This window comes from Pseudomonas parafulva NBRC 16636 = DSM 17004, from assembly GCF_000730645.1.
GTDB classification, from domain to species: domain Bacteria; phylum Pseudomonadota; class Gammaproteobacteria; order Pseudomonadales; family Pseudomonadaceae; genus Aquipseudomonas; species Aquipseudomonas parafulva.
The window spans coordinates 108,093-124,733 of sequence record NZ_BBIU01000016.1 but is presented as its reverse complement, the minus strand read 5'-3'; the positions used below and the strand labels follow the sequence as shown (position 1 = coordinate 124,733).

General features: G+C 58.9%; 16 protein-coding genes. 14 read left to right on the top strand and 2 right to left on the bottom strand.

Annotation, left to right across the window (positions count from 1 at the left end):
* Nucleotides 1-16 precede the first annotated feature (16 nt).
* The 10 genes from PPA02S_RS12095 (at nt 17) to PPA02S_RS12050 (ending at nt 8,785) form a co-directional block, all read left to right on the top strand.
* Entirely contained in the window at nt 17-517 is a 501-nt protein-coding gene (locus PPA02S_RS12095; RefSeq protein ID WP_236408498.1) for a DotD/TraH family lipoprotein, read from the top strand.
* A gap of 2 nt (nt 518-519) precedes the next feature.
* A complete protein-coding gene (locus tag PPA02S_RS12090; protein ID WP_245614686.1) occupies nt 520-1,458 on the top strand; it encodes a type IV secretory system conjugative DNA transfer family protein in 939 nt (312 codons plus the stop codon).
* Nucleotides 1,455-2,654, top strand: coding sequence for an ATPase, T2SS/T4P/T4SS family (locus PPA02S_RS12085; protein ID WP_028632692.1), 1,200 nt, complete (start codon nt 1,455-1,457; stop codon nt 2,652-2,654). Before PPA02S_RS12090 ends, PPA02S_RS12085 begins: the two co-directional genes overlap by 4 nt.
* 39 nt (nt 2,655-2,693) lie before the next feature.
* On the top strand, nt 2,694-2,966 hold the full coding sequence (locus PPA02S_RS12080; protein WP_169338808.1) for a hypothetical protein: 273 nt from the start codon (nt 2,694-2,696) through the stop codon (nt 2,964-2,966).
* A 51-nt stretch (nt 2,967-3,017) separates the two neighbouring features.
* A complete protein-coding gene (locus tag PPA02S_RS12075) occupies nt 3,018-4,322 on the top strand; it encodes a secretion/conjugation apparatus DotM-related subunit (protein WP_028632690.1) in 1,305 nt (434 codons plus the stop codon).
* Nucleotides 4,323-4,454: 132 nt separating this feature from the next.
* The gene (locus tag PPA02S_RS12070; RefSeq protein WP_028632689.1) at nt 4,455-5,423 is read left to right on the top strand and encodes a thioredoxin domain-containing protein; all 969 of its coding nucleotides are present in this window, start codon (nt 4,455-4,457) and stop codon (nt 5,421-5,423) included.
* Between the two features lie 12 nt (nt 5,424-5,435).
* A complete protein-coding gene (locus PPA02S_RS12065; RefSeq protein ID WP_028632688.1) occupies nt 5,436-6,233 on the top strand; it encodes a hypothetical protein in 798 nt (265 codons plus the stop codon).
* Between the two features lie 218 nt (nt 6,234-6,451).
* Nucleotides 6,452-7,321 (top strand): hypothetical protein, encoded by an 870-nt coding sequence (locus PPA02S_RS12060; RefSeq protein ID WP_245614684.1) that lies wholly within the window; start codon nt 6,452-6,454, stop codon nt 7,319-7,321.
* Between the two features lie 89 nt (nt 7,322-7,410).
* Nucleotides 7,411-7,899, top strand: coding sequence for a hypothetical protein (locus PPA02S_RS12055; protein ID WP_245614682.1), 489 nt, complete (start codon nt 7,411-7,413; stop codon nt 7,897-7,899).
* 37 nt (nt 7,900-7,936) lie between these two features.
* Nucleotides 7,937-8,785 (top strand): hypothetical protein, encoded by an 849-nt coding sequence (locus tag PPA02S_RS12050; RefSeq protein WP_028632685.1) that lies wholly within the window; start codon nt 7,937-7,939, stop codon nt 8,783-8,785.
* Between the two features lie 76 nt (nt 8,786-8,861).
* On the opposite strand, the gene PPA02S_RS12045 is transcribed toward PPA02S_RS12050, so the two are convergent.
* Nucleotides 8,862-9,215, bottom strand: a complete 354-nt coding sequence (locus tag PPA02S_RS12045) for a hypothetical protein (protein WP_028632684.1) — start codon at nt 9,213-9,215, stop codon at nt 8,862-8,864.
* A gap of 11 nt (nt 9,216-9,226) precedes the next feature.
* Nucleotides 9,227-9,772, bottom strand: a complete 546-nt coding sequence (locus PPA02S_RS12040) for a hypothetical protein (RefSeq protein WP_236408492.1) — start codon at nt 9,770-9,772, stop codon at nt 9,227-9,229.
* Nucleotides 9,773-10,599: 827 nt separating this feature from the next.
* Here PPA02S_RS12040 and PPA02S_RS12035 point away from each other — a divergent pair.
* The 4 genes from PPA02S_RS12035 to PPA02S_RS12020 all read left to right on the top strand — a co-directional run bounded on the left by PPA02S_RS12035 (nt 10,600) and on the right by PPA02S_RS12020 (nt 16,582).
* Nucleotides 10,600-13,692, top strand: coding sequence for a DotA/TraY family protein (locus PPA02S_RS12035; RefSeq protein WP_080667828.1), 3,093 nt, complete (start codon nt 10,600-10,602; stop codon nt 13,690-13,692).
* A 127-nt stretch (nt 13,693-13,819) separates the two neighbouring features.
* Entirely contained in the window at nt 13,820-14,218 is a 399-nt protein-coding gene (locus PPA02S_RS12030; protein ID WP_028632682.1) for a hypothetical protein, read from the top strand.
* A gap of 86 nt (nt 14,219-14,304) precedes the next feature.
* Nucleotides 14,305-14,754, top strand: a complete 450-nt coding sequence (locus tag PPA02S_RS12025) for a hypothetical protein (protein WP_028632681.1) — start codon at nt 14,305-14,307, stop codon at nt 14,752-14,754.
* A 28-nt stretch (nt 14,755-14,782) separates the two neighbouring features.
* Entirely contained in the window at nt 14,783-16,582 is a 1,800-nt protein-coding gene (locus tag PPA02S_RS12020; RefSeq protein WP_028632680.1) for a phospholipase effector Tle1 domain-containing protein, read from the top strand.
* The last annotated feature ends 59 nt before the right edge of the window (nt 16,583-16,641 follow it).

Genomic DNA, 16,641 nt, shown 5'->3' with positions numbered 1-16,641 from the left:
ACTTCAGGAGTTCTACATGAAAGGAATGCTCATGGGTGCCCGCGGCTACAAGGCCGGTGGCTTGTTGCTTGCGTTGGCGGCGCTGGCTGGGTGTGCAAGCTCGGCCAAGCCAACCACTGAGGATACCGAGGCTTTTGCCAGCCGCATCATCGCGGACAAGGTTGCAGTGGCGGTCAACTCTCAGCATGACTATGTCTCGCGCTTGAACGCCGACCGCGTTCAGGCTGCGTCCAGGCAGGCGGCGGTCGACACCGATCAGGTCGACATCGATTTTATCGGCCAGCCCCAGGAACTGTTGCAGACGTTCGCACGCCGCTACGGTTACGCCTACGTGGAAAGCGGCAAACGCGTAGACCTCAAACCGGTCAACGTCTGGGTACGCAAAGCCACACCTATCAACGTGCTGCGCGATGTAGGCAAGCAGATTGATACCGGCGCCGATGTTGTGCTGGACAAGAGTACCAATACCTTGCGCCTGATCTACAAACCCGTGCCCCTGGCGATGGGAAGGAGCTGATCATGGCAATGGACATGCCACCGATGACGCTCGAGGATGCCGAGCGCCTTTACGACAAGCCTGCATATGTGCAAAAGCAAGGCGAGCCCGATGACGCCAGGTCGGCCGTAGAGGCCATGCGGGATGAGAAAAACCAGGCGTCCGCGGCGCGCGGCGAGGCAATACTGGATGCTGCGCTGCAGGTGGGTGTGAAGGCTGGCTTGGCCTGGCAGCTGACCAACATCAACAAGGCGTTGAAACTGCGCGAGCGCGAATTCGATACGGTGTACGACTTCAGCACCCTGATGATCCAGGACCGTGTGGTACCGCCGGTGATCACCGAGGCACGTCACCTGTACAACCAGGATGGCGACTATACCCTGCGCCTTTCGGGTGCTGCGTACAAAATCGAGTCACAGGCAAGGTTCTCCTCCGTGCCACCCAACTGGCGGGAATATCTCAGCTTCCCTCTGCCAAGCTTCGATCGTACTTCATTGGTTTCTGCCCTTGTGCCACGCAATGACGAGGAGGAGCGGGTGTGGAAGCTGGCCGTGCGTGATGGCTGGACTCAGGGCGTAGAGCAGGCCAATCTTATGCTCACCTATGGCCTTGACCGGATGAACCGAGACATCGACGGCATGCGCCGCTTCAGCGAATTCGCCCGTCATGGGCAAGTGACACTGCCGATCATCTCCGGGGCGGCGATACCGGTGACCAAGGACGGGCGGAGCATGGCGGTCGACGAGACTTTGCTGCGCATTACCGCCCTGCCTGAGTTCAACGACAACATGAATGTGTGGCGCAGTTCGATCGCATCTTCCGGCACGGCTGACCCCGTGCGGCGCAGCAAGGCGCCTGGCACTGCCGTCAAGGCTGCAACTGCGCCCGCGCCTGGTGCGCAGGCGCCGGCCAAGGCGTTTGCGGTGCCTGCCAATGGCGCACTGCAGGCCCCGGCTCGATGAAACAGCACTTCCACGAAGACGCGATGGCGCTTGAGCCAGGCGCTCTTATCGAGCGGCTGGAGCGGCGGACAACGTACGAAGACCCGTTCCGCTTTGACCGAGCGGACCAGTTCAAGGCGATGATGCTCGAAACCCTTAGCCATGGCGTCAGCGACGTCTTCATCCAGCCTGCGCTGCCTGTGGTTGTGAAGAAGTACGGAAAGCTATACGCCGTGACCCGACGCCCCCTTGATGTCGGTGAGGTCAATGAGTTGCTGAAGATGGCAGCCAACCGTGACACCGCGACCACCGATATTGTCTCTGGCACGGCCGTCAACGAGCGCTACGAGCTGTTCGATCCACAACGCAAGGATGCCCGGGGCGCACGCTTGCGCTACGCCTACCGGGTGAATGCTTCGCCCGTTGCCTGTCATGGTGACACATCGTGTCAGATCGTCATTCGGGCCATCCCGGACGACCCCCCCAGAATCGAAGACGTTGGCCTTAGCGAAGACATCGTACGTATGGCCACGCCTCGGGACGGCATCGTTTACATTGCCGGCGCGACCGGGCATGGCAAGACCACCACGTTCGCCGCAATCAACCGCTTCATCCTTGAGAACGATACCCCAATCAAGGGCAACCTGATCAGCCATGAAGAGCCGATTGAGTTCACCTATGAAAGGATCCAGAGCACGCACTCGATCTTCGTGCAGTCGCAGATCCCGACGCACTTCAAGGACTTCTACCGCGCTAACCGCGAAGCCATGCGGCGTGCGCCTGGGTTATGCGTGATCGGTGAGTTGCGCGATCAGGAAACGATCCGTGCAGCGGTGGAATTGTCGCTCACCGGGCACCCTGTATTTGGCACCGTACACGCCAAGGATGTGGCGGCTATCATGCGCCGGATGATTTCCCGATTCCCTGAGCAGGAGCGGGCAACTGCGATCTATGACCTGGTCGATACCAGTCGTTTCATGATGGCCCAGAAGCTGGTGCCTACGGTGGACGGCAAGCGTACGGCGGCACGTTCGTGGCTGAGGTTTACCGAGCAGGTCCGCGATAGCTTGATGGACTTGACCGACATGGGGCGGGTAACCCAGCGAGTGGCTGAATTCGTTCGCGAAGAGGGCCACACTTTCGCTGCCGAGGCAGACCGGCTGCTCGCCGCAGGGCTTATCAGCGAACAGACTGCGGCTGACCTTCGCCACGGGTAAGCCATTGGCATTTGAACCCATACGAATCTTGGAGAAATTATGGCTACAGGTCGCTACCACTGGAGCAGAAGCGCTCCCCCTGCGCGTTTTTTCGTGATCAATGCGAGTGCAGCATTGCCTTGGTTGCTGCTGCTGCTGGTACCTGCGTTCTGGAAGTTTCTGCTGCCACTGGCGCTGTGCATGACGGTCGTCCTGGTGTACATCGAAGTGGTCAAGAAGATGACAGTGGGCGCGGTCTTCCGGCAGGCGGGTGTGTTTATGGTTGGGCGTGTGCGCACGACCCACAGTCTTCTCAGAGAACTAATCAGGTAAGGAAGCAGGGATGACCGGCACGTTACCAGGCCGCTACCGCAGGAGGTCGGAATGAAACAGCAGGGAGGGGGGCAGAGAAGCTTCACCTGGGATGACCCCGCCATATTGCTGGGCATCATGGTGGTGCTTTATGGCGGTGGCTGGGGCGCCTGGTATTTCGCCCATGACAAGATTTCTGCCGCGTATGCCTATATCCGTTACGTGGAACTCTGGCTGCCGAGTGCCCTGGGCGACCTGGCTTCGCTTCCGGGTTTTTCGGCAATCAGCGCATGGGTGGGACGTATGTGTGCGCCCGATGGGCTGGCAGGGGCGTGCCAGCGTGATTTTTCGACTGTGGCCTGGAGCGAAATCACTTCATCCTCGCTGTACATCAATGCGTTCTGGCTGCTGATCATCGCGGTACTGTCAGTACGGATGTTCATGCGTATCAACAAAACGCATCCCAAGCTCAAGTTTACCCGTACACACAACATCAAGAGTTTTGTGCAGGAGAGCAAGGCGCACTACCCGCACTTGCGCATGTTCGCAGAGCTTGATCTGATTTCGCAGCCGCTTGACCATCCGGTGTTCGGCATGTCGCAGACGTCGCGGCAATTTGCCTACAAGCACCTGTTGATCTGTGGCTGGCAGCAACAGGCTGACCGCAGTTGGTCGCCAACCCTGGATCGTGCCAAGGCGTATGAGGTGATGCGTCGGCAGTTGGGGCAGCACTGGACAAGGGTCGCTAACCTGAACCCGGCCGAGACGCTGTTGGTCGCCATTGCGCTACCGCGCGTGGTAGCGACGGACACATCGCTGGACGACAAGGCATTCAAGGCAGCGATGGCAGACAGTGAGCGCATGATCGCGTGGTGCTGGGCCCAGTTCACGCCGCCTGCGACCAAGGCTGGCAAAGGCAATGGCGCAACCGAGCCTTACGCCTGGTTGAAACCTGACCTGGTGCTCGACGAGCCACGGGCAGTCATCCAGAAGTACATAAAGCATCCCAATGCCAGTGCAATTCTGCATGCTCATGCATTTGTCAGGACCATAGTGTTTGCCATGTTCTTCCAGGCTCGTCGCCTTGGGGTTTTGCCCCCGGCGGAGCTGCGGTGGCTTCGTTTTTTTGACAGGGACATGTGGTATGCCTTGCAAACGATCGGGCGGCAGGCGAGCTTCCCTGAAGCTCCAGGCATTCTTTCTCACTTTCTTTATGAGTGCAAAGCGGGGGTGTCGCTGTCTGAACCGCAACTGGACAAGGCGGTCAACGGGCTTGATCAGGCAATGGGTGCTTATCGTTACACGGATGCGGACAAGAAACGCTATGAGGCGCTGGTGATCGAGAGGCAGGACAGCGGGGATGTTCACGAGGGTTAGCGTTTACTGAACGGAGCAGAAAAGGTTTCAAAAGGCCATCACTCAAGATGGCCTTTTTTATTAATTTAGTGTCTTTTTATTTGTTTTTGTTAGAATATGGTCGTATTGGATTATTAATAAGGACATTGCAAGATGATCGGTGTGATTGCCAGAACTGTGAGCGCAGTGCTGACGCTTGCGGCGTTTGTTGGCACGGCTCAAGCGGCACCCCAACAATCGGAAGACCTATCTGCTTTCATTACCGCTCAGGGCGCTGCGCCGGCGGCCCAGCAAGCACTCAGCGACGTTACTGCACAGCGGGTTTCGCGCTATGGGCGCATTGTAGAAGCCCGCCCTGTTGGCTTGGGTGGCCTTACTGCCTGGACCGTAGAGAAGAATGGTCACCAGGTCGTGTTGTTCAGCACCCCTGACTCTGCTGTGCTGTTCACGGGCGTTGCTTGGAACGCGCAGACCGGTGCGAACATTTCTGATGCGTTCTTGCCGGGTGTCGCCCACATGCCAGGCCCGGCGCCTGCGCCGGTAGCCGCAGCTGTGCCGGCAGTTCCTGTCGCCCCTCTGATGTCGCCGGTGGAGAGCGCCAATGTCCACGAAGCGGCAGCAATGGATGGCACCTACAAGGGCGATATTCCCGAGTCCATGAAGACTGTTGACTCGCTTGCAGGTGTCAAGGAAGGCAAGGGCGGTATCGGCGACACCGTGTACATCATCATCGACCCGCGCTGCCCGTTCTGCCGTGAGGCATACAACCTGACCCGGGCATATGCGGCCAAGGGCCATACCATCAAGTGGATTCCATCAGCAGCGCTGGGTAACCCCGCAGAAGGCGTGCCGCTGGCTGCCACGATCCTGCAAGCCAACGACAAGCAGACGCTGGCGCGGGTACTCGGCAAGCACGAGCCGATCCGCTCCGAGCCGTCGCCTGAAACCGTGGAGCAATTGAGCACCAACCTTGCCTTCCTGTTCGCGGCCTTCGACAACAACGGCAAGGACCAGGCGGGTGTACCTGCTGCGTTCTTCATTGATCATCGTACAGGGAAGCCAAGGATGATGACGGGGCTTTCACAAGCCGTCGTGCTTGAAGACATCTTTGGGAAACTTTAAGGAGTAGAGCGGATGAAAACCAAAGCCCCGACTATTGATTTTGACCCAGGCTTGCGCATTTTTGGCGCCGCCGATCATCTTTGGGTAGTGTTCGATAGCCAGAGCCCGAACGATGTAATGCGCGCGACGCGTACCGTACGTGTGCCGAGGGTGTTTGATCAGTTGTCATTGGTGGTAGATGGCTTTGAAGTCGCTGCAGACAATGGTCATCAGCGTGAATTGAGCGGTACAGCAAGCCTCGCCGTACGCGATGCGGCGGGTGCGATTCACTCCCATGAACTGGCGCAGATGCAGCTGGTGTTCCACGCGGAAACCGATCGCAAGGGTTCGTTGAGCCATGTTGATCCGGTGCTTGTGGCTTACACCGTGCGCCAGGCTTTGTCCGAGCGCTTGAACGATGCACTTGTAGACTTTTACCAGCGCGAGGCGGCTTCTGCATCGGCAGCGCCACCGCAGGCACTTGCGTTAGAGGCCATCGCCGGTGCGCCATATGCGAGTGGCGTGGCACCTGCACCATCACGCAGGGCTTTGCGCGAACAGGCAGCCGCCGACGCTGCCAGACACGAAAAGTCGCGTAGGCGCAAGACAGTGTTGGCGTGGGTTGTACCGCCCGTGCTGGTGGTTGCAGTGTTGGCGACGCTTTCACAGCTTGCGTCCACCCAGTCGCCGATTGAAAATGCAGTTGCGAAGCAGTTGGCGAATGACCCGGAATCGATCAAGGCGCAGGTTGAGTTGACCAAGCAGACGCTGCAGTCCATGGGGCTTGACCCTGGCCAGGGTGGTGATCTCGGTTGCTTGGCACCGCAGTGAAGGGAGTACCGGCCCTTTTCAGGGGCAGATTATGCTTTTGGCTGTTGTGCGGGCGTAGGTCTGGTCGCCGCCCGCATTCGTCGTGCCACATTCGCCTGGCGGTTGCTGCAGGAGATGCTTTCAGGGCTGGAGACAACGGGCAGGCTGACTCTGCCTGAGGTCGCACTCATGCTCTCTGCGAGCAAGGGTTGCCGGCTGCTCAGCACCTGTAGATTATTGTGGATTGGAAAACCTTAGGTACGTATATGCGACCCGCGAATGATGTGAAAGATGGGGCACAATTGTTGTCCCTCGCCCAGGGCCTGAGGTCGCTGCTGGTCCCCTCGCCAGATGTGCTGGCAGACACAGTCAAAGAGTTGTACCCGCTGGTCAACCTGTCTGACAAAGTGCTGCCCCTGAAGTCTTACTTCAACATGGTTCAGGATATCCAGAGAACCAAGCACACCCACGCCGCCCTGCGTGCGCCCGGTGAAGCCCAGAGCCGTGAGGTTGTCCAGCAAGGTGTGTCGCGCAAGCTGTGCACCGAGGACATTTTCATGGTGGCCTGCTCCTTCCTGGAGGTCGAGATTGCCAAACAGGGTTCAGTGTATTACCTGAGTGGCGAGTCCCCGGATTTCAAGGAAACAAAGAAGAACCGCAACCCGCTCGACTTATCCGATGAGGTGGTGCTGAAAAACCTTTCCAGCGGGCTGGCGCGCCCGGATACCGACCGTGGCGCTGTCGAGCGCGGCCAGATAGACAGTGGTTTCAACCATCTGGTCAGGCTCAACCAGTTGCACAACCTGATGCTTGAGTCAGTCAGGCTGATGAAGGCGGATGAGCGCTTGACCAAGGTGGATATCCGCAAGAAGTTCCACATATCGCACACCGACTACGAGCGCATGATGTCGATGGCGCGGCGCTCGGGGCTTATTTCGTTCCGCAATCGGAAAAAGGATCCTTCCAATGCCTATACGTTGCGCAATGATAACCACGAGCGTGTATCGCAGCATGCCAAACACTTTGGTCACACGCCGCAAAAAATGCTGAACAAGATTCTCGATGACTTCTTCGGGATGCTGGAAAAACGTAAAAAACACGAGGGCTGATGCTGATGTCGAATCAGGGCCATAGGGATGTGGGACCGGCCGTTGCGCCCCATGAGAGGGCCCGCATAGCCCGTGCAGCCAGGCAAGTAGTGGGTTACACGAACCTGCTGCGCTGGGCAGCCAATTTTCCGCGTGAAGAAATGCAGCGTCACCCTGAGCATCATCAGGTCATGCTGCTGTCACCCATGCAAAGTGGGCGCTTCAGTTTTGCGCTGGAAGGCGACACCCTTTATGTGGGGGTGCAGCCTTTCGAGGCGGCATGGGCCTCGGTCATGCCGTTTCAGGCAGCGAGTGTGTCCGACCGGCTTTACCTGTCGGTGGACGGCATAGCACTCATGGATTCGCACATGCCGCCGCTGTCGCTGGGCATTTTCGTCGATCAGGCGGGCAAGCGTGAACTGATGGCGGCTGCCAGGCAGGTGCAGTTCGTCAACGTGAGCGTAGGTGATGGCTTTGTGATCGACGTGGGTGAGCCGTGTGGCGATCCAGTACCGATGCAGCCGGGTAATGTGGTCAGCAGGCTACGCGAAACCCGTCAGGCAACAGCCAAACAGCAAGACATGGGCCGCTTTTTCTGAGCGAGTTCCAGCCGATTTCTAATGTAAGGATGCGCGCATGATCAAGTGCAAACTCATCCTGCCCGTGGTGGCCACCGTTGCCATGGCAGGTTGTGTCACCACCGAGCAGATGCCAGACGGCACCACCAAGATTCGTTTTTCCGATGAGACCGTCAGTTCCCTGACCTCAATGATGCCGAACGGGGTAGTCAACGGGCTTGCAGGTGGTGCGGCTGGCGGCGAGCTGGATCTGATTCCCGTGCTTAACCCGCTGGGTAATGGGCAGTATCTTTATCTGGGTGGCAGGTACGAATACAAGTGTGCTGCTGCGATGCTCTACAGCGCCAAGTCAGGCAAGCCCCTGGATGCAAAAGTCAGTGATGACTGCCAGCAGTATTACCTGATCAGGCAGGATGACTTGAAAAGCGCCGGCAAGCCTTATGATAGGGCTGCGCCCGCCTACGATGCAGTCAACCCGCCGCGCGCCTATTGGCAGTCGTTGACGGCTCGCACCATCAGCCAGCTGGCTGCTCAAAATCAATTCACGACCCGCTTCACTGGCATGCCGAGGTTCGATAACGGCCGCAACCTGTACATCACTGTGGGTTTTCTGGGTGAGGCGAAGGGCCAGGACTATGCTTTGGTAACGACGCCCGCTCGCACCCCAGTGGTTATCAACGACGGCGATTTCGAAGCGAAGATGCGCTCAAAAGCTGCCGCCCTGAATACGCGTGTCGGAGACATGACGTTGTGTGATGCCGTGCTGATACCTAAGGGCGCTGTGGATAAAGGGCGCAAGCCGGCAAACATTTCTTCTGCCGATTACGCGCAACACGAAGTACGTTTCACGGTAGCGTCGTTAAGCTGCAAAAACAGCGCCTACAAGTTCACGAACGCTGCTCGGTAACACGCTTGTTTGTTTAAAGCGTATTAAGCCGGCTTGCTGTGGGGCTGCCTGGCAGCCCTGTTAGGGGCAGGGTGGCTCAAGGTGAGTTGTTCCACGCATCGTCCGCCGCGGCGACGGACTCATCAATGCCGTGATGGTGGCCCTCTGCAGCATTCAGCCAATCCTGACTGAGATTGGCTTGCTGGGCGGCGTGCTCGAACGCGAACTCCCGCGTCAGAATCCCTTGCTCGATTTCGCTAACCAGTGATGGCCCTGCAGAGCCATATTCCCCCATGAGCATGCGCGAAGCTTCAGGGGGTAGCTGGTTGATAACCGCGCGAAGGTCGTGGCCGTAATCAACCAGTACCGGCTGCTTGGCAATCACGATTTCGGATGCCTGAGAGGGAAACACCGAGGCGGTGCAGCTTTGGAAATCCTGTGCTGTGGGCATGGCGGGGCCTATTACATGCTGTATTCGTCGAGCCCATCGCTGCGCGGCAGCGTTGGGTGGTTGTACCGGGCAAAGGTCTTGTCCAGATCGGCGGCCAGGTAGGCCTGCTCGCTGTCGCGCAATGCCCGCTTCATGAATTCGGTGTCGGATGCGACCGCATCTATCTGAATACGCAGGTTCTCCAGCAGGCCTTCGCGATCTGCGCGGGAGCCGGGTGCATTATCGATGGCCTCAAGCACGCCAAGCAGTGATTGCCTAAGCGATCCCTCTGCCGCGCGTTTCTCGGTGGGCCCCGCTGCTTCGAATTGCACCACGCTCACGACGGCGCGGTGGATGGCTGTAAACGCTCGGGTTTCGGCGGCACGGCTTTGCATCACCCGGTCCGAGCGCAAGGTATGTGGCGGTGTATTGCGCAGCCAGCCAGCTTCCTGCTCGGCTAGCACGTCGATGGTGTATCGGACCTTTTCGCCATCAGGCCCGTCGCGCAGGGCGGCCAGCGCCACATGTTCAAAAGTTATCGCCGGGTTGCCCGATGCCTCGATAGCTTGCTGTTGCATTAGCCCGGCGCCAATCACAAATCGGCTCGCATCACGTATTGATAGCTGCATCTGTGTCCGTCGTTTCTTGCAGGGCTTTCATGCCCAGGTAGGTACTGTGGGGAGCCCTTGGCAGGCTGGGATTACCCATCTCGAAAGACCATAGCATTTCTTCTTTGTTATTTCTTCTGATCCAAGCGTGTCATTCAGGTTTTTTTTGTAATTTTCGATATCCCTCCTTGGCGTGAGAAATAGTGTGATCGAAGGATGTCCCGGTATCTACAAGATTGCTGCCAAGTCCCCGGTTTAAAGGGGTGTGAGGAGGCTTCTGATTTTGGCGTTTGGTGTTTGTGGTGGACTGGATGGGTGCCTCCGATGGGCGGGCAGCAGGCGCAGGTAGGTAACGTTCTCTGCCGCGTTTGCCATTGAGGTTGTTGGCAAAAAAAACTCTATTTCCTCTGATTTTGCGGAGAAAAAAGTAACATTTTAATGATATTTGATTTTATATTGCTGTAATCAATATTTTATTGAAATTCATGAAAAATAGAAAATCTCATCTGTTCAGCCGAAAAATGCCGAACAGTTCACAAAACAGGTTTGTTAGTTTTCTCTGACAACAATATTTTGATAATTAAGTTATTTTTGGTTTACCATGGCCTCGTCTTAGCTATCTGCTGGACATGGCTCTCCATTGGGCGCCATGGCTCACGTTGATCGTCACCTGCAGTCGCATTCTGGGCTGGTCAGGAAGGCGGTCGGCTGCTCAGGGACGACGGAGCATCCAAGGGAAATTCGTCGCGAACGTTTTCGATCAACCGCGCGCAAATCGATTCAGGTAGGTATTCACAATGGCCCAGATGCCGTTTTCTCCGTGCAGCGATGCAAGCAATTGCACCGACCAGTCGGTTCTAATGCTTGAAAAGATCTTCGGGCCGGTCGTGATGTCGTTGGTCAAGGGGATTGATCCCAGCAATGCAGAGGCCAGCGCCAACATCCTCGCTACCATGTTCAGCTTCTTCAACAGCGGTATCCTGATCATTGGCTCGCTGATCGTTTCCTATGTCGCTGTGATGGGCGTGACCAATACGGCGAACGACGGTGAGGCGATGGGCAAGAGCTGGTCATCCCTGTGGACGCCCGTTCGAATTGTCGCCGGTGGTGCTGTGCTATTGCCGACGACCAGCGGGTTTTCCTTCATCCAGCTCATCGTGCTGATGTTTTCGCTCTGGGGCGTGGGTTTTGCCAATGGCACCTACAAGGCCGGCATGGCAATGGGCGTGTTGTCGCCAAACGGCATCGTCGCGGGCGTGAATGCACCGGGTGCCTTTTATGGGTTGCGCGATTTCGCCCGGCAGTATGTCAGTGCCTCCTATTGCATGAGGGCCGCCACTGAGATCTACAAAGGCCCCAGTGGACCTAGTTTCCTGTTCCAGGCGAAGCCAGGACAGGGCGCGCCTGCCGACAAGGTGGCTGTCATCGACGGGCGCACGGAGTCCACCTATGAGTTCAAAGACCGTAACGATGTGAGCAACCTGGCCGGCGGTTCACCGGTGTGCGGCACGATGAAACTTTTCAAGTTTGAAGCGCGACCTGTAGAGGGCGCCATTCCGCAGGCGTTGGAGCAGTTGAGGATGAGCGTTCAGAACAAAAAACTGAATTCAGCCGTTGCACTGATGCAGGATCTGGATGCATGGGTAGAGAAGTGGCCGTACACCATCAATGACCCTGGATGGGACGAGGTGAACTCCAATAGGCTCAATAACATCGTCCAAAAGTGGGAAAAGCAGCTTACGATTGAGCTCGCTGCTGAAGTTACCAACGGCCAAGGTGGTGTTGACAGCGGGCTGAAGGGGTTCATTGATACGTTGACTGTTGATGGCTGGGCCGCTGCCGGCGGCTGGTTCCAGCGCGTGGGTATGGTCCGTGGGCAGATCATGGGCGTGCTGGCGGAGCCAGTGGGCACTGTGGGGCCACCGTCTCTGGGGGGGTTGCCTGCGGACGCACGCGCCGCGCTGCTAAGCAATAGCGTTACCACGATTGCCGAAGCAATCAATACCAAGGCCGAGGCCGAAACCGGCAGTGGCCAGGTGAGAAAAGCCAGGGCAGACGACATCGCCAGCCTGATCCCCAAGGACCCCAAAAGCGATATCAACCTGAGCTCCTTGCGTTCCGACATGGACGCCAAGATGTCCTCGTTTGTCAACGGCGTGATGTTGAATGTGGTGGAAATCGCTACAGGCGCAGGCGGTAACGGGCAGACTCCCCTTTGCGGTACGGCGGGGCAAATGGGCGGTTCGCTCAACCGCATGAAATGCGTGGGTGACTACCTCACCGTTGCGCGGGCAGGCATCCTGGTCGCGGACGTTGCGATCAAGACGGCAGGCACTGCCATCCGGGTGCTGGCGGGTACGCTTTCCTCGGTCAAGGGGCTGGGTAACGGCCTTGATCTGGACAAGGTAGTAACCCCTCTGTGGGATTGGGTGCTCGAGGTGCCGGTCAAGCAGCTGGCGCTTATGGCCAGCTATATGGAGCCGCTGGCTTTCTACTTCGCGGTATTCCTGCCCAGCCTCCCTTATACCTTGTTCATGATCGTGTTCGTTGGTTGGGTGCTGGCGGTTCTGCAGTCGATCATCGCCGCACCCCTGTGGGCCGTGATGCACATGACACCGGATCGCACCTTTGTGGGCTCGCAGACGCAAGGTTACCTGTTGCTGTTGTCACTGTTCGCTCGTCCTGCCCTGGCGGTGCTTGGCCTGTTTGCAGCTGTATTGGTGTCGGACCCGGTGATCGACTATATCGCCACAGGCTTTTTCGCCATGCGCGGCGCGGTCGTTACATCGTCCGGCAATGTGGGGGCCATCTCGGAATTCCTGACATTTGCCTGGTGGTTCATGGTCTTCGGCCTGACATTGCTACCGGTGCTGTACATGACGTTCGGTTTGCCGCAAACGCTGCCAGACACGGTGCTGAGCTGGATCGGTGGTGGGCTTCCAAGCATGGGCGAGACCAGCGCTGTGGATGACATGCGTGGTGGTATGGCGGGCGCAGGGTCCAAGGTTCAGGGTGCAGGCACAGGTATGCGCCTGGGTGGCGACAAAGGGCAGAACAAATTGTCGCCACCAGACGGCAGCCCGCCCGATGGTCCGCAAGGCGGTGGCGGTGGCGGTGGAGGCGGTCGAGGCGGTCGAGGCGGCGGTGGAGGTGGCGGTGGACGGCAGGCGCTCCTCAATGCCAACAGCCAGGGCGTCAGTGGCGGCGCTCCCAAGGCCTCGGGTGGTGGCGGTGAAGGTGGCCAGGAGGGCCAAAAGGACAAGCGTACCTTCGGGGAAAAGCTGTCAGAAGCGGCTGGTGTCGGGCTGGGGCGAGCCGTTACCGGCACGGTCGGAGCTACAGGCCGTGCTGCGCGCAACGTCGGCGGGGCGGCGTTGTCGGCAGGGCGGGCGGGTGTGCAGTCATTTCGCAGCTCGGAGGGCGGTTCATCTGGCGCACGTCTGCGTGACGGTCTCACAGCCGGTGCCCTCTCGGCAGGTGCCGGCCTGGCGGGTGCGGCAAGCCAGGCGGGGGCCGATTACAAGCAGGCCTTTTCAACCGCCGGCGCCGAAGGCAAGGCGGCGTTCAGCGAAGGTGCTGACGCCCGCATCAAGGCCTACAAGGAGTCGATGGCTGGCGGCTCGGCCCCAGTTGGTAGCGACGCGGGCGGCAGCGCAGGCAGTGAACCTGCAGCCTCGACGGGCGGGTCGGCAGGCGTAGGCGGGCAAGGCCAGGCATTTAGCGAGGCATCGACGCCTGCCGGGGCAACCCTGGCAGGTGACACCGGCGCCGCGTCGTCTTCTGCCGCGCAGGGCGGCGATGGCGGTGAGAGGAGGGGCAGTGCCGCATCCCGTACCGGCGAGCCCTATGCGACAGACCGCTCGACGGTCGGCAATCAAGACGATAAGTGAGTGCGTACCAAGACGCGCAGTACCGAGACTCAGGAATTTTTCAGAAGCCTGAGGGTCTTGGACGGTGACGCGCAGATGCCTGCGCAATGTGATGTGCAACCCATTTCGCTGCTAGCGGAGGCTACACATGGTTGACGACCCACTTGAAGACCAACTCCGGCGGCTGTTGACTGGTCTGGCTGACCAAGCAATCGTCCGTGGCGAGCAGTTCGTCTACGATGGCGGAGCGCTGTACGCCGATGATGTCGCTGACATTGGACTGGTGTCAGTACTCTGCCTGGCCCAGGCGCTGTCGGTGAGCACCGGCTTGGGTGGTTTTGGCTATGAGTTCCAGCTGGCGGCCCCGGCGAACCCGATCTTTCCAATCCATGGCACGCCGCCCAAAGAGCCCCCAGACTTCTTCCGGGTAGCGCCCTTTGTCGCCGCTGTGTTCCATGCCGACGTGCTGGACGCTCGCACAGACCTGACATTGCTTTACCGGGCAGCCGAAAGAGCGCTGCAGAATGAACGCGGCGCTGCTGGCTAGGCCATCGCACGCGCTATGAGCATGACAGGCAGCCTCTGAGCTCAGGGCTGTCCCATTATCATCAAATTCGCCACCGGGAGTAGCCCATGCAAGACGACCATTACCCAGAACAACAGCCAGGCAGTGCCGACGAGTTGCCGGCGGGTGTATTTGCGCCTATGCCCGGCTATACCCATGCAGATTTCCTGGCGCTTGCCGAAACGCGAGTCCGCCCGCTCCTGGAAGCGCAGGGAGTCGACCCAGGGCTTGTTCGCGAGACGCTGATTGCGCTGGATACTCACCTCTATGCAGCACTTGAGGAGGCTGCAATGGAATATCTGATTTCCACATGCCATCAGCAGCCCTGCGACGAGGCGCTGCATGCCAGCAACCTGGAGAACCTGGCGCAAGAGGCTGGTGCCTTGGGGGTCGATGCAGCGGCAGATTCACTGAGCGGGTCTCCGTTGTTGCATCTGGGCAAGGCGTTCTACGTCAGTTTCATCAACAAGGCAGGCGACGCTTTGCGCGAACATATTCTCGAGCTGCGCAGAACCTGATCGGGCACACGGATCATAGGGACATGACATGAGCGATTCTCTGCATATCACCGTCTACCTTGACGGTACCCGAAACAGCAAGGATAACGATGCCCCGCTGGGCAGCCATACCAATGTCGCGCGGTTGTACGACCTTGATGCCGCTCAAGGCACCAACCTTTCGCGCAACTCCTCGCACCCGCCCCTGCAATACGATGGGCGTGAACGCAGCGGGCTGTCGGAGAAGGTCTACATTGACGGTGTTGGAAGCCAGCGGCGCAATTTGCCTGCCATTGGCTTCGAGTGCGCAACAGGGGCGGGTGGCCAAAGCCGCATCGAGCAGGCTTATCAGGCGCTGGTGTCATTCCATAACAAATACCCGGACACGTCCCCGGACGTCAACTTGGTTGGATTTAGCCGTGGCGCGGCCCAGGCGCGCGCGTTAGCTAATGTGTTCATCGAGCGCGGTGTGCCGCGGCTGGACAGCCAAGGGCGCGCCACCGGCGAGCATCTGGTATTGCCGGGTGAGGCAAATGTCAACAAGCTTGCTATCTTCGATACGGTGGCCTCTTATGGCAACCCGCTGACCGCGGGCCACACCGACAAGAATCTGGAGATCCACCCTAACGTCAAATCCACCACTCACTTGGTGGCGATGAATGAATACCGTGCGACCTTCCCTTTGACCAGTGCTCTGAGGCTCGATGACAACACGCGCATCGAAGAAATCAGATTTGCTGGCGCGCATTCCCAGGTGGGGGGCGGCTACCGCAATGATGTGTTGGCTGCGGGCCCGCTGGCGCTCATGTATCAGCGGCTGCAAGCCGCGGGCGTGCAGCTCGAACCCTTGCTGCCGGAAGATGCATTGCGGGTTGAGCAGTACAACGCGCTTATCAAGGACCCGGAGCAAGTGCGCCAGGCGTTGATTGATTCGCGCCTGTCCAAGGGTAATGAGGCATTCAGGCAGCAGCCAGACGGCTCCTTCCAGGTGCTCGACAATACGTCGTTTGCTTTGGAGCGTGGGAGTCTGTGGCGCCGAGGTCGTCAAACCCGGCCGTTCGATCATGAAGTCAGCGGGCGCAAGGTCATCTATGAAAATGACGACACGCTGTCCAAGTCTCCCTGGCAACAGCAGAAAGAAAAACTGGCCCAGAAAATAGCCGCCCGGAGCAACCGAGCGGGTGAGGGCCAAGCGCTTGTAGTGCCGGTGATGCGTGAGCAGGCTGGGGCTGCAGCGCGCCGGGAAGCCGGTTTTGAAGACGAGCAGGCCAAGGTGAGTGCTGCGAACAAGGCGCAAGTGGAGCAATTGTCAGCACTGGTGGCACGCTCCAGGCCTGAAACGGCATTCATTGAGCAACTGGAACTCGTGGAGGTTCCGGTGCCCGCCGCCGCCTCTCGCTACGCAGTGGTGAGGATCAACCCTGAGGGGTCTGCGGCATTCGCCGACCTGGGCTTCGAATACGAGGTCAGCCGGATTCTGAACGAGGCGGCAGTTGGCGCCAAGGCCAGGGCGCCTCTTGGGCTCGATGACCCGATCCTGTTGCATGACACCAATGGCAACGTGGTTGGCAGCCTTGAGGGCGCGCGTGAGGTGCCTGTGCTGAAGGGCGGGGATGAGGTAGTGGTCGCGCTGGACCTGGAGCGGGTCGCGCCGGGTGCGCAGGCGGATTTCCTCCACGACGGGCTTCGCCAGGCATCAGCGTGGGTGGCCCAGCGTCCAGCCGCTAGCGATGACGCTGCCTTCCAGATACCAGGCGCTGACGGTAAACCGGTTGGCCAGGCATACATTGCGCGTGGCCCTGAACGTGAGGCACAGCTGACCGTCGCCTGGGACGCACCGCAACCCTGAGCTCCGGCGGGCTGGCCGATACTGTGGCTACGGTCAGCCACCGAGGCGTTACGTTTCGC